Below are 12,385 nucleotides of genomic sequence, written 5' to 3'. Positions count from 1 at the left end.
AGGTCAGGCGAGACGCACGCGGATCATGACCGGCGCTTTCGGGGAAGCGCAGCGACGATGCAAGCGCCGCATCACGGTCGCCGGTCCCAATCAAGCAGATGCAGCCCGTCTGCACGGCGCACGATCACGCCGTAAGCTCCGGTGCGCAACTTGAGTGTGGGCAGCGCAGCAGCCTGCGGCCACAGCGCCGCGTCCGAGCGAAGCGCGAAGCGCGCGGCGCCGTTGCTGGTGACGATCAGCACTCGGCCCGCCCCGTGTGCCCACAGATCGCGCCACCCCGCCAGCCGGCGCTCCGCATCGACGCTCCACCCGTCGGGTACGCGCGCCTCGGCGTCCCAGGCGGCGAGCGCGTCGTGGCCGATGCGGGCGAGCACCGCATCTTCGGTCGCGCCTTCGTCGGGGCCGTGATCGATCTCTGTGAGCCAGTCGGCGTGTTCGACCACGGGCGCATCGGGCTGCGCGGCGAGGATCGCCTCGGCGGTCGCGCGCGTACGCAGCAGCGGCGCTGCCAGCGCGCGGTCGAACCCCTGCAAGGCCACGCCCAGCGCCCTCGCCTGCGCCTGCCCGCTCGCGACCAGCGGCAGATCGGTGCGCGCGCCGATCCGGCGTGGTGGCTCGCCCGGTTCGAACGTGTTGCCGTGGCGGACGATCGTGACGATCAGGTCCATGATAGCTGCGGCTCGCCATGTTCGGCGATCAGCCGCTCTGCCATCGCAACATCCTCGGGCGTGTCGATCCCCGACATCGCATGGCGCGGCGGCGCGACGGCGACGGTGAGGATATCCTCACCGGTTTCGAGGAAGCGCAACTGCTCTAGCCCCTCCAGCACTTCATAGGGGGTCGGCTTGGTCTGCTCGAAGCGTTGCAACGCCGCGAAGCGATAGGCGTAAAGGCCGATATGGCGGAACACCGGCGACACGCCGCTCGCACCACGCAGCCGTGCCTCGTCGCGGATCGCCGGAATGATGGTCTTCGAGAACCACAAGGCGCGATCGTCAGCGCGCCGCACGCAGGTCGTGCCGCTGAACGGCGACATCAGCTTGTGCGCGCGCAAAGCATCGAGCGCAGCCCAGTCGAGCTGCACGACCGGCGTCGCCACCCCGCACGGTGAGTCACGCAGCGCCGCGATCAGCGCCGCGATCATATCGGGCGCTGCGAACGGCGCATCGCCCTGCAGATTTACGACGATCGGCGGCGGCACCGTCCGTCCGCGTGCGACCGCCCAGGCACGACCCGACCCGGACGTGATCGCCGCGTCGGTCATCACCGCCGCACAGCCGAGGTCACAGGCATGGTCGAGAATGCGCGGATCGTCGGTCGCGACCACCACCTCGGCATTGCCGACGCGCGCCGCGCCCTCACGCGCGATCGCGACGACGCGGGACAACAGGGTGCGTCCGGCGATCGGCACCAACGGCTTGCCCGGCAGCCGGGTCGAGCCGTAGCGGGCGGGAATCACGATCAGGTCGGGCGGTGCGCCCTCGTCCGCACGCGTGTCAGGCAACGCCGGCCCGCAGCATGTCGTGGAGATGGACGACGCCGACCAGCCGCTCATCCTCGCAGACGAACAGCACCGAGACCGCCTTCTCGTTGAGGATGCGCAGCGCGTCCGAGCTCAGCGTCTCGGGCGTGATCACGATCGGCGTTTGAGTCATATGGTGGCGGATATCGTTGCCGAGATGTGTGTTGGCGAAGCTGCGTCGCAGATCGCCGTCAGTGAACGCGCCGATCAAACGGTCAGCCTCATCGACGACGGCGGTGCAGCCGTACCGCTTCCGGCTCATCTCGATCATCGCGTCCTGGAGCGTCGCGCCGATCCGCACCACCGGCACCTCCTCGCCACGCGCCATCAGGTGCGCGATGGTGACGAGTTGCGCGCCGAGCCGGCCGCCGGGATGAAAGGTTAGGAAATCGGACCGGGTGAACCCGCGCCGCTCAATCAGCGCGACCGCGAGCGCATCGCCCAGCACGACCTGCACGGTCGTCGAGGAGGTCGGCGCGAGCTGGTTGGGGCATGCCTCCTGCACCATCGGCAGCGCGAGACAGATGTCGGCGGCGCGCCCGGCAGTGCTGTCGGGGCGCGCGGTCGCCACGATCAGCTTGACGCCGAAGCGGCGGCAATAGGCGATGATATCGCCAAGCTCGGTGGTCTCGCCCGACCAGCTCATTGCCAGCACGATGTCGTCGTGGCCGATCGTGCCGAGATCGCCGTGGCTGGCATCGCCGGGGTGGAGGAACAGCGCCGGCGTGCCGGTGGAGGTCATCGTCGCGGCGATCTTGCGCGCGACGAGACCGCTCTTTCCCATGCCGGTGACGATCAGCCGGCCAGCATGACCGCTGATCGCGCTGACGGCGGCGATGAAACCTTGCCGGAGCGGGGCGACATGCAACGCCTCCGACAGCGCGCGAAGCGCATCCATTTCGATGCGCGTGGTGCGCAGGGCGGACAGCAGGCCGGGTTCGTCCGCTCCGCTGGTGGCAATCGCCGGCATAACATTCCCCAATGGCGGCGCTTTAAGCGTCTCGCGGTCGTCCTATAAGGCCATCGCATTGACTTCCAGCGCTTTCGCGGCGCAGGGGACCCAATACGCGACCGTCTGTTGTTCCTGAGAGACAGTTTCCCGCGTGGCAAGCCTAATGAGGTCGTGATGCGTCTGTGTGGTCAAGAAATTGGTCCGAATCAGAAGATGTTCTTCATCGCCGGCCCCTGCGTGATCGAAAGCGAGTCGTTCGCGCTTGAGACCGCAACGCGGCTGCGCGCGATCGCCGACCGGCTCGGCGTTCTGCTGATCTACAAGAGTTCGTTCGACAAGGCGAACCGCAGTTCGGGGGCGTCGTTCCGCGGCCCCGGCATCGAGGAGGGCTTGCGCATTCTCGAAAAGGTCCGCGCCGAAACCGGGTTGCCGGTGTTGACCGACGTGCATGACGAGAGCCAGGTGCCCGCCGTCGCCGAGGTGGTCGACGTGCTGCAAACCCCGGCTTTCCTCGCGCGACAGACCGATTTCATCGCTGCGGTCGCCGCTGCGGGCAAGCCGGTCAACATCAAGAAGGGGCAGTTCATGGCGCCCGGCGACATGGTGCATGTCGTCGCCAAGGCACGCGCGGCGGCCGGGAGCGCAGGCGTCGCCGCCGATTTCATGGTGTGCGAGCGTGGCGCAAGTTTCGGCTACAACAACCTCGTCTCGGACATGCGCAGCCTGGCGATCATGCGCGAGACCGGCTGCCCGGTCGTCTACGACGCGACGCATTCGGTGCAATTGCCCGGCGGACGCGGCACCACCTCGGGCGGGCAGCGCGAGCATGTGCCGGTGCTGGCGCGCGCCGCCGTCGCTGCGGGCATCTCCGGCCTGTTCATGGAAACCCATCCCGACCCCGACAATGCGATGTCGGACGGCCCGAACAGTTGGCCGCTCGACCGGCTCGAAGCGCTGCTCGCGCGGCTGCTCGCGATCGATGCCATCGTGAAAGACGGCGGCTTCGAGGAGCAGGCGCTGGTCGCCTGACCATGCGACCCTGCGCGTGCGGAGGTTAGGACAGCATGTTCGCCCATGTTCCCGTCGCGATCGGCATCCAGCTTGCGTGCTGGGCGCTGGGCCGCTGGCTCGGCGCCTCCACCAAGGCGTCGCTGTGGCTAGGCTGCTTCGCGGGCGCTGCGGTATGCATCATGCGCGAGATCACGCAGCGCGAATACCAATGGATCGAGCAATTCGGCGGTGGCCGCCGCGCCAACATGCCGGGCTATGCCGGGCTTGAGGTGTGGCAATGGAACGCGCATTCGCTGAGCGAGACGGCGGTCGCGATCGCCGCGTCGGTCGCGCTGGCGGCATTCGTCACGCGGCGGCGATAAGCCTGCCCTAAAACCGTTCGTCCCGAGCGAAGTCGAGGGACATGCCCCAAGCGCAGGTGTCTCGACTGCGCTCGACACGAACGGTTGGTGGGTGTCAGGCGAACCGCTCCGGCACCGACAGCGCTTCCTCGACGATCGTCGCGCTCATGCCGACCGCTTCCCACGGGAACACGAACCAGCGCTTGTCGCTGTCGCGGTCAATCATCTCCGCGCGGTAATCGACCCGCGCCTGCGAACGGACATTGTCCAGCACCACCGCGAAGCGCAGATTGCCGCTGTCGCAGCCGGTCTCGGCGAGCAGCTTGCGGATATAGGCGATCGTGCCGCCGCTATCGTTGATATCATCGACGAACAGCAGCCGCTCGCCGGCCGCGCTCTTCTCCGCGACCTTGCGTAGCAACTCGTCGGCGAAGCCCGGCACCTTGGAGGAATGATCGACCGACAGCATCGGCAGGTTGAGCTGGTGCGAGATGAACACCGCCGGCACCAGCCCGCCACGCCCGATGCCGATCACGAAATCGGGCTTCCAATCGTCCGCCGAAACGCGCGCCGCGACCGCGCGGACATCACCGAGGAAGGTCTCGTAAGGGATGTAATAGAGGTCCGGGCTCATGATCGGGCGAATCCAGAATGCTGGGAGAAAGCGCCCCGGATATCGTCTCGGGGCGGTCGCGGCAATCGTTACGCCTCTGAAGCAGTCGTCTGGATCGCGCCCGGATAGCCGAGCTGCGCGAAATCGTTCTCGATCTCGGCCAGCACGATGCTCGCCGCATAGGACGGCGTGCGCGCGGTCGCGGTGCCGAGCGCCAGCGTCATCGGCCGCAGGATCGAATCGGAAATGCGCGTGAAGCCGAGCAGACCGCGCTTGACCTCGGTGAACACGTCGATCGAGGTGAGGATGCCGATGCCGACCCCCTCCAGCACCAGCGATACGATCATCTGGATGTTGTCCGACGTGACGGTACGATCGAGCACGACGCCGGTGATCCCCTCCAGCACGGCGATCTGCTGGCTGACCGCGAGCGGTTCGGCGGGGACGATCAGCGCGGAGCCGGTCACCGCCGAAAAGCGGGCTTCTTTCTGCTGCCCGAGCGGGTGATCGGGCGGGGTGATCAGCCCCAGCACCACCTCGACGAAGGCGCGCACGGTGATGCCGCGATAGGATTGCGGTTCGAAGAAGATGCCGAAATCGACCTCGCCGTTCATGATCGCGGCGCGCACCTTGTCGTTCTCGATCACGCGCACGCCGATCGTGATGCCGGGATAGCGGCTCTGGAGCGACCGCACGATGCCGGGCAGATAGCCCTTCGCGAGTGCGTCGATCACGGCGATGTCGACATGGCCACGTTTGAGCCCGCGCAGATCCTCGATCTGCGCGCGCACATCGCTGAGGTTCTTCTGCCATCGCCCTCCAGCCGCCATCATGATCTCGCCCGCCGCAGTGAGGCGCAGGCCGGTCGGGAGCCGCTCGAACAGCGGCATGCCGAGATCCGCCTCGACGTTGAGGATCTGCCGGTCGATCGCCGATGCCGACACGTTGAGGACATCGGCCGCCTTGCGGATCGAACCGAGCCGGCCGACGGCCATGAAGTACCGCAGGAACCGCGAAAAAGCTGGCATCGACACCCCTCTATTTTTTGCAACGCTCCGTGGGATTCATTGCGTTTGATGGAGCTACGTCAACCCCCTACGCACCATAAATGCTGCGATGCCGCGAGCATTTGGCTTTTGAAACCGTGTGGCATGGGTCGGGTGTAACCGAATCTCATGACTTACGATTTCCGAATGAGAATAGGATTTTCTTTACAATATTGCGTTGGCGTCATTACTATGACGCACTGCAACATCCGGGGAATTGGATGGGCAGGCGGGGCAGGAACATAATCGGGTCGGCAGCGGGCGAGACAAAAGCCGCCCGCCGCGAAATGGGGGACATTCATTGATGGCACAGACTTACCTTCTTGGTTTCAGGAACGATTCCGCCGCGCGGCATCGTCGCACCTACACGTCGCTGACCGCGCTCGCGGCGGCATTGCTGTCCTGCCAGGCGGTTGCGGCGCCCGCGTGGGCGGCCGATGCGCCAGCTCCGGCACCGGCACCCGATGCGGCGCCCGACGAGGACAAGGACATCGTCGTCACCGGCGCGCTCAACGCGCTGCCGAACCAGGATGTCAGCTCGATCTTCGGCTTCAACAAGAGCGTGCTGGAAACGCCGCGTTCGGTCTCGACGATCAGTTCCGAGCAGATGGAGCGCTACGGCGTCACCGACATCTACGATCTCGTCGCGCAATCGCCGGGCACGTTCACCAACTCGTTCTTCGGGGTCGGCGGCGCGCTCGATATCCGCGGCACGCCGGGCGAAGTGTTCTTCCGCGGCATGCGCCGGCTCGACAACCCCGGCAATTACCCCACGCCGATCGCCGCTGCCGACCGCATCGACATCGTGCGCGGCCCGTCCTCGCCGATCTACGGCCCGTCCAAGACCGGCGGCTACATGAACTTCGTGCCCAAATCGGCGCGCGTGAAGGGCGGCGCGCTGCTCGATCACGCCGAGGGCCAGCTCAGCTACACCGGCGGCAGTTGGTCGTACAACGACATCAAGGCCGAACTGCGCGGTCCGTTGCGTTTCGGCGGCACCGAATTCGGCTACAGCCTGTACGGCGAGGTCGAGGATTCGGGCAGCTATTACCGCAACATGTCGACGCGCAACGTCGTGCTGCAGGCGGCATTCGACAACCAGATCACGGATAGCCTGCGCGTCGAGTTCGGCGGCATGTACCAGAAGTACGACGGCCAGCAGAACGGCGGCTGGAACCGCCTGACCCAGGCGCTGGTCGACAACGGCACGTACATCACGGGTACGCCGGTCTCGCTCGACACCAACGGCGATGGCCAGATGTCGCCGGCGGAAATCAAGGCCGCAGGCGGCACCGGCGTGTTCAACCCGTTCCGGCCATCGCCGACGATGTTCACCGACGCCAGCTTCTCGCCGCTGCTCGCGCTCACCAACCCCGGCACGACCACGCTCAGCCGCAAGGACGTGCTGACCGGGCCGAACGATTTCCTCAAGAACAAGCAGTCGACCGGGTATTTCGACATCATCTGGGATGGCGGCAACGATCTCGAGATCAAGAACCAGCTCTTCTACGACGGCACCCGCAACAAGAACAACAACGACTACGGTTTTTCGCAATTCCATCAGTCCTATGTCATCGAGGACAAGATCGTCGCGGCGAAAACCTTCAAGACCGATATCGGCAAATTCGGCCTGCAACTATCGCCGTCGATCCGCTATACGCATTTCCTGCACGGCGATGATTTCACCTACGAATATTTCCACCGTGTCGACCTTTCGCAAGGTTACACGCCGGCCTCGAACCGGTTGCTGTCGAACGAATGCGGCTGCGACTACACCAACTACATCAAGGGCCATTCCACCGATTACGGCTTCGCCGGCCTGCTCGACGCCGATTTCGACTTCGGCCTCGATGTCATCCTCGGCGGTCGGTACGACAAGGTCGATGTCACCTCGTCCTACAACCCGAGCAAAATGGAATTCGCGCCGAGCGACGCCGTGTCCGGGTCGGGCAGCAACGATGGCTGGTCGTGGAACGCCAGCGTCTCGTACAAGCTGCCGTTCGGGCTGATCCCCTACGGCACGATCTCACGCCAGACGACGATCATCGCCGGCCAGGGTTCGGAAATCGACCCCGACACCGCGATCGCCGGCACCTTCATGACCGCATCGAAGCTCTACGAAGGCGGCATCAAGGGAAGCTGGCTCGGCGGGCGGCTGTACGGTGCGCTGTCGGTCTACAATCAGGAGCGCGTCGATCACAACATCCAGTCGTCGACCGTCAACCAGTCAGTGCAGACCAAGGGCATCGAGGCGGAAATGCGCTGGTCGGTCGACAAGCATCTGCTTCTCACCGGCTCGTACACCCACCTCAAGGTCTACAACCTGACCTTCTTCGATGCCGGTTCGACCTTCAGCTTCTTCGGGGTCGGCGATCTCACCAACGTCACCAATCCGGCGCTGATCTTCGGCGGCCAGCCCGGCGGCTTCGTGTCGATCCCCGACAAGGAAGCCTCGCGGCGGCAGGGCATCCCGACCAACACCTACACCGCCACCGGCACCTACAAGTTCGACAACGGCGTCGCCTTCAATGCCAGCCTCGTCCATGTCGACTCGGTGTTCTCGGGCCAGTCGCGCACGGTCAAGCTGCCGGAATACACGCTGCTCGACATCGGCGCGTCCTACGAGACCGGACCGTTCCTGTTCCGTGTCATCGTTAAGAACGCGACCGATGCGACCTATTATCGCGCCAACTTCACCGAATTGTTCGGCGGCACGATCGTGCTTCCCGAACGGCCGCGGAGCTTCCAGGCGACGATCCAGTACAAGTTCTGATCTCTTCAGGGGCGCCGGCTGCGGTCGGCGCCCCTGTGTTTTTGATTGTGGAATGCCGCCCATGCGCCTGCTGACCCGCGCCACGCTTTTCGCCGCCGCGTTGCTCGGCCTTGGCACGCCCGCGCTTGCCGCCCCGGCGGACTGCCAGCCCGGCGGCGCCTGCGCGCATCCCCTGCCCGTCAAGGTCGTGATCGTCACGATGTTCGAGATCTGCAAGGACAGCGGCGACGTGCCCGGCGAGTTCCAGCTCTGGAAGGAGCGTCGTCACCTCGACACGCGCATCCCCTTCCCGCAATCCTATCACGATCTGTACTACAATCCCGACACCCAAACGCTCGGCATGGTCACGGGGATGGGCAGCATCCGCTCGGCGACCGCGACGCTCGCGTTGGGGCTCGACCAGCGGTTCGATCTCACCCACGCCTATTGGCTGGTCGCGGGCATCGCCGGGGTCGATCCCGCCAAGGCGTCAATCGGCTCGGCGGCATGGGCGCGCTATCTTGTCGATGGCGATCTCGCGCATGAGATCGACGCGCGCGAAATCCCCAAAGACTGGAAATCGGGCTATTTCCCGCTCCACAGCAAGGGGCCGAACGACCCCAGCCCGCCGGTCGGCCAGGGCGAGGTGTTTGAGATCAACGGTGCGTTGCGCGACTGGGCGTTCGCGCTGACCAAGGATATCGCGCTGCCCGACGAAGCTGGCCTCAAGGCCGCGCGCGCGCGCTTCACCGGCTATCCCGAAGGGCAACGCCCGCCGTTCGTGCTCAAGGGCGACAATCTCGCCGCGATGACCTTCTGGCACGGCAAGCTGATGACCGGCTGGGCTGAAGATTGGGTGAAATACTGGACGCGCGGGCAAGGCGCGTTCGTCACCTCGGCGATGGAGGAGACGGGCACGTACCAGTCGATCGAATACCTCGACACAATTGGCCGGGTCGACAAGCGGCGCTTCATGGTGCTGCGGGGTGCGAGCAATTACACGATGCCGCCGCCGGGCGTCGATGCCGCGACCTATCTGCTGCGCGAGAACGAGGGCTATGCCGGCATGCACGCGGCGCTGGAGAACCTCTACACCGTCGGCTCGAAGGTGGTGGACGAGCTGACCGCGCACTGGGATCGCTATGAGAAGAGCGTGCCGGAGTGAAGCCACACGCCGCTCTGTCCTGCATCCGCCGTTCCCCCGCGAAGGCGGGGATCCAGAGCCACGAACGCGGCGCTGCCTGGCCCTGGACTCCCGCTTTCGCGGGAGAACGGTAGCGGCGCGATGACGCTCACCGTCCTCAAGAACGCCGATGTCCTCGTCACGATGGACGACAGCCGCCGCGAAATCGCCGGCGGTGCGCTCGCGTTTCGGGGTGGCGTGATCGAAGCGGTCGGCACCACCGCCGACCTCGCACGCCTGATCGAAGAGGCCGACCATATCCTCGACGCCGCTGGCTGCGTCGTCACGCCGGGCCTCGTCAACACGCACCATCATCTGTTCCAGACGCTCACGCGCGCGCTTCCGCAGGCGGTCAACGCGTCGCTGTTCGACTGGCTCAAGGCGCTCTATCCGGTCTGGGCGCGCTACCGACCCGAGGATGTGTTCGCGGCGACGCAACTTGGACTCGCAGAACTGGCCTTGTCGGGCTGTACGCTCAGTTCGGACCACCATTATCTGTTCCCCGACGGCGTGACGCTCGATGATTCGATCGCGGCGGCGGGCGGGATCGGCATCCGCTTCCACGCCACGCGCGGGTCGATGAGCGTCGGTGTTAGCGCGGGCGGGCTGCCGCCCGACAGCGTGGTCGAGGCCGAGCCGGCGATCCTCAACGACACGATCCGCGTGATCGACCGCTATCATGACGCATCCGACGGCGCGATGCTCCGTATCGCGGTCGCGCCTTGCTCGCCCTTCTCGGTGAGTCAGGGGCTGATGCGCCATTCGGCTTTGCTCGCGCGCGATAAGGGCGTGATGCTCCACACGCATCTCGCCGAGGATGCCGATGATGTTGCCTTCTCGCTGGCGCGATTCGGCTGCCGGCCGGGCGAGTATGCCGAGGCGCTCGGCTGGACCGGGCCGGACGTGTGGCACGCGCACTGCGTCCAGCTCGACGCGCGCGAGATCGCTTCGTTCGCCCGGACCCGCACCGGCGTCGCGCATTGCCCGTGCTCGAACTGCCGGCTCGGCTCGGGGATCGCGCCGCTCAGCGCGATGCTTGCGGCGGGGGTGCCGCTCGGGCTTGGCGTCGATGGCTCGGCGTCGAACGACAGCGGCCATCTGCTGGGCGAAGCGCGGCAGGCGATGCTGCTTCAGCGCGCGATCGGCGGCGCGGGCGCGTTCGATCCACGCGACGCGCTGTACATCGCCACGCGCGGCGGCGCGGAGATGCTCGGCCGGACCGATTGCGGATCGCTCGAAGTCGGCAAGCGCGCCGACTTCGCGGTGTGGGACGTGTCCGGCCCGTCGTCGCTCGGCGCGTGGGACGCGGTCGCCGGGCTGCTGCTCGCACCGCCGCCGCAGGTGCGCGACCTGTTCGTCGAAGGCCGCGCGGTGGTGCGCGGCGGGGTGCTGGCGCAGGCGGATCAAACTGCGATCTGCCGCGCGGCGCGGGCTTCGCTCGACCGGCTGAAGGGGCTGATCTGATGCTGCCAAGCCGAAACAAATCGGACCTTCTCGTGGTCTCCCGCGAAGGCGGGAGTCCAGACTGGGCTCCCGCCTTCGCGGGAGAACATCTCAGCGAACACGGCGGAGTTGCCTCGACATGACCGGCTCCGTCTCCATCATGACGCCCGAACATGCGCGCGATCCCGACTATTTCCCGGGCTTCGGCGTCGCGATTCCGCTCGGCATCCAGCATGTGCTGGCGATGTTCGTCAGCAATCTGACGCCACCGATCATCGTTGCCGGGGCGGCGGGGTTCGGGTTCGGCTCGCCCGATCCGAGCGCGCTGATCTACATGATCCAGATGTCGATGGTGTTCGCCGGCGTCGCGACGTTGCTCCAGACGATCGGCTTCGGCCCTGTCGGCGCGCGGTTGCCGATCGTGCAGGGGACGAGCTTCGCGTTCCTGCCGGTGATGATCCCGATCGTCGCCGGGCACGGCGTCGCGGCGATGGCGGAGCTGACCACGGCGGCGCTGATCGGCGGGCTGCTCCACGCGGGTCTCGGCTTCTTCGTCGGGCGAATCCGCTTCGCGCTGCCGCCGCTGGTGACGGGCCTCGTCGTGGTGATGATCGGCCTGTCGCTGATGCGGATCGGCGTGCAATATTCGGCGGGCGGCGTCGCCGCGATCGGCACTCCGGCGTATGGCGCGGGATCGAGCTGGCTGCTCGCCGGCGTCGTCGTGGTGGTGACGCTGGCGCTTAGCTTCTTCGCGCGCGGCATCTGGGCGAGTGCGGCGGTGCTGCTCGGGCTGATCGCGGGCTATGCGGTCGGCGCGGCGATGGGCAAGGTGTCGCTCGCCGCCGTATCGAGCGCGGGCTGGGTGATGCTGCCCGCGCCGTTCCACTTCGGCTTCGCGGTGTCGGCGGCGGCGATCCTCGGCTTCTGCCTGATGGGCTTCATCTCCGACATCGAATCGATCGGCGGCGTCTCGGCGATCTGCGAGAACACCGCCGGCCGCCCCGCCACCGACCGCGAACTGGTCGGCGCGACCACGGCGGACGGGGTCGGCACCGCGCTGGCGGCGGTGTTCGGGGCGATGCCCAACACCTCGTTCAGCCAGAACGTCGGGCTGATCGCGATCACCGGCATCATGAGCCGCCATGTCGTCACGCTCGGCGCGGTGTTCCTGATCGTGTGCGGGCTGCTCCCCAAGATCGGCGCGCTGATCACCACGATCCCGATCGAGGTGCTCGGCGGCGGAGTGATCGTGATGTTCGGCATGGTCGCCTCGGCGGCGGTATCGATCCTGTCGGGGGTGACGTGGACGCAGCGCAACATGCTGATCTTCGGGGTGGCGCTGTCAATCAGCGTCGGGCTGGAACTGGAGCCGACGTCGGTCGCGCATCTGCCCGAGACGCTCCGCATCCTCGCGACCTCGGGCGTGCTGCCGGCGGCGGTGATCGCGGTGGTGCTCAATCTGGTCGTGCCGGGGCGGCTTGGCGAGCGTGCGGCGGCGGTGACGGTACACTGACGCGCGCGG

11 protein-coding genes are annotated in these 12,385 nt (G+C 66.5%); 6 read left to right on the top strand and 5 right to left on the bottom strand.

What is annotated here, in order from left to right; translation table 11 throughout:
• Positions 1 to 71: 71 nt before the first annotated feature.
• The 3 genes from EWE75_RS14315 to EWE75_RS14305 are packed head-to-tail and all read right to left on the bottom strand — an operon-like array spanning position 72 to position 2,492.
• On the bottom strand, positions 72 to 668 hold the full coding sequence (locus EWE75_RS14315; RefSeq protein ID WP_130158646.1) for a histidine phosphatase family protein: 597 nt from the start codon (positions 666 to 668) through the stop codon (positions 72 to 74).
• Positions 659 to 1,504, bottom strand: coding sequence for a 3-deoxy-manno-octulosonate cytidylyltransferase (locus tag EWE75_RS14310; RefSeq protein ID WP_231708358.1), 846 nt, complete (start codon positions 1,502 to 1,504; stop codon positions 659 to 661). Before EWE75_RS14310 ends, EWE75_RS14315 begins: the two co-directional genes overlap by 10 nt.
• Positions 1,497 to 2,492: a KpsF/GutQ family sugar-phosphate isomerase gene (locus EWE75_RS14305; RefSeq protein WP_130158642.1), complete on the bottom strand. Its 996-nt coding sequence runs from the start codon at positions 2,490 to 2,492 to the stop codon at positions 1,497 to 1,499. Before EWE75_RS14305 ends, EWE75_RS14310 begins: the two co-directional genes overlap by 8 nt.
• A 156-nt stretch (positions 2,493 to 2,648) precedes the next feature.
• Between EWE75_RS14305 and kdsA the strand changes: the two genes are divergently transcribed.
• Both kdsA and EWE75_RS14295 read left to right on the top strand, forming a co-directional pair.
• The gene (gene kdsA, locus EWE75_RS14300) at positions 2,649 to 3,503 is read left to right on the top strand and encodes a 3-deoxy-8-phosphooctulonate synthase (protein ID WP_130158640.1); all 855 of its coding nucleotides are present in this window, start codon (positions 2,649 to 2,651) and stop codon (positions 3,501 to 3,503) included.
• A 35-nt stretch (positions 3,504 to 3,538) separates the two neighbouring features.
• The gene (locus EWE75_RS14295) at positions 3,539 to 3,847 is read left to right on the top strand and encodes a hypothetical protein (protein ID WP_130158638.1); all 309 of its coding nucleotides are present in this window, start codon (positions 3,539 to 3,541) and stop codon (positions 3,845 to 3,847) included.
• 94 nt (positions 3,848 to 3,941) lie between these two features.
• Here the strand turns inward: EWE75_RS14295 and EWE75_RS14290 are convergent, their stop codons facing one another.
• Together EWE75_RS14290 and EWE75_RS14285 are read right to left on the bottom strand one after the other, a co-directional pair.
• The gene (locus tag EWE75_RS14290) at positions 3,942 to 4,460 is read right to left on the bottom strand and encodes a phosphoribosyltransferase (protein WP_130158636.1); all 519 of its coding nucleotides are present in this window, start codon (positions 4,458 to 4,460) and stop codon (positions 3,942 to 3,944) included.
• Positions 4,461 to 4,528: 68 nt separating this feature from the next.
• Positions 4,529 to 5,467 (bottom strand): LysR family transcriptional regulator, encoded by a 939-nt coding sequence (locus EWE75_RS14285; protein ID WP_130158634.1) that lies wholly within the window; start codon positions 5,465 to 5,467, stop codon positions 4,529 to 4,531.
• Between the two features lie 322 nt (positions 5,468 to 5,789).
• Here EWE75_RS14285 and EWE75_RS14280 point away from each other — a divergent pair, with 322 nt between their 5' ends.
• The 4 genes from EWE75_RS14280 to EWE75_RS14265 all read left to right on the top strand — a co-directional run bounded on the left by EWE75_RS14280 (position 5,790) and on the right by EWE75_RS14265 (position 12,376).
• Positions 5,790 to 8,258: a TonB-dependent siderophore receptor gene (locus EWE75_RS14280; RefSeq protein WP_130158632.1), complete on the top strand. Its 2,469-nt coding sequence runs from the start codon at positions 5,790 to 5,792 to the stop codon at positions 8,256 to 8,258.
• 61 nt (positions 8,259 to 8,319) lie between these two features.
• The gene (locus EWE75_RS14275) at positions 8,320 to 9,402 is read left to right on the top strand and encodes a purine nucleoside permease (RefSeq protein WP_130158630.1); all 1,083 of its coding nucleotides are present in this window, start codon (positions 8,320 to 8,322) and stop codon (positions 9,400 to 9,402) included.
• 120 nt (positions 9,403 to 9,522) lie between these two features.
• Positions 9,523 to 10,884, top strand: a complete 1,362-nt coding sequence (locus EWE75_RS14270; protein WP_130158628.1) for an 8-oxoguanine deaminase — start codon at positions 9,523 to 9,525, stop codon at positions 10,882 to 10,884.
• Positions 10,885 to 11,002: 118 nt separating this feature from the next.
• Positions 11,003 to 12,376 (top strand): uracil-xanthine permease family protein, encoded by a 1,374-nt coding sequence (locus EWE75_RS14265; RefSeq protein WP_130158626.1) that lies wholly within the window; start codon positions 11,003 to 11,005, stop codon positions 12,374 to 12,376.
• Positions 12,377 to 12,385: the final 9 nt, after the last annotated feature.

Origin of the sequence: Sphingomonas populi (assembly GCF_004208535.1) — a bacterium.
GTDB classification, from domain to species: Bacteria; Pseudomonadota; Alphaproteobacteria; order Sphingomonadales; family Sphingomonadaceae; genus Sphingomonas; species Sphingomonas populi.
The sequence above is the reverse complement of the archived record's forward strand: the minus strand, read 5'-3'. Positions and strand labels throughout refer to the sequence as shown.

Excerpts from the sequence above, each read along its gene's own strand:
- EWE75_RS14315 (WP_130158646.1), bottom strand. The coding sequence starts at position 668 with ATGGACCTGATCGTCACGATCGTCCGCCACGGCAACACGTTCGAACCG.
- EWE75_RS14305 (WP_130158642.1), bottom strand. The coding sequence starts at position 2,492 with ATGCCGGCGATTGCCACCAGCGGAGCGGACGAACCCGGCCTGCTGTCC.
- kdsA (WP_130158640.1), top strand. The coding sequence starts at position 2,649 with ATGCGTCTGTGTGGTCAAGAAATTGGTCCGAATCAGAAGATGTTCTTC.
- EWE75_RS14295 (WP_130158638.1), top strand. The coding sequence starts at position 3,539 with ATGTTCGCCCATGTTCCCGTCGCGATCGGCATCCAGCTTGCGTGCTGG.
- EWE75_RS14290 (WP_130158636.1), bottom strand. The coding sequence starts at position 4,460 with ATGAGCCCGGACCTCTATTACATCCCTTACGAGACCTTCCTCGGTGAT.
- EWE75_RS14285 (WP_130158634.1), bottom strand. The coding sequence starts at position 5,467 with ATGCCAGCTTTTTCGCGGTTCCTGCGGTACTTCATGGCCGTCGGCCGG.
- EWE75_RS14280 (WP_130158632.1), top strand. The coding sequence starts at position 5,790 with ATGGCACAGACTTACCTTCTTGGTTTCAGGAACGATTCCGCCGCGCGG.
- EWE75_RS14275 (WP_130158630.1), top strand. The coding sequence starts at position 8,320 with ATGCGCCTGCTGACCCGCGCCACGCTTTTCGCCGCCGCGTTGCTCGGC.
- EWE75_RS14270 (WP_130158628.1), top strand. The coding sequence starts at position 9,523 with ATGACGCTCACCGTCCTCAAGAACGCCGATGTCCTCGTCACGATGGAC.
- EWE75_RS14265 (WP_130158626.1), top strand. The coding sequence starts at position 11,003 with ATGACCGGCTCCGTCTCCATCATGACGCCCGAACATGCGCGCGATCCC.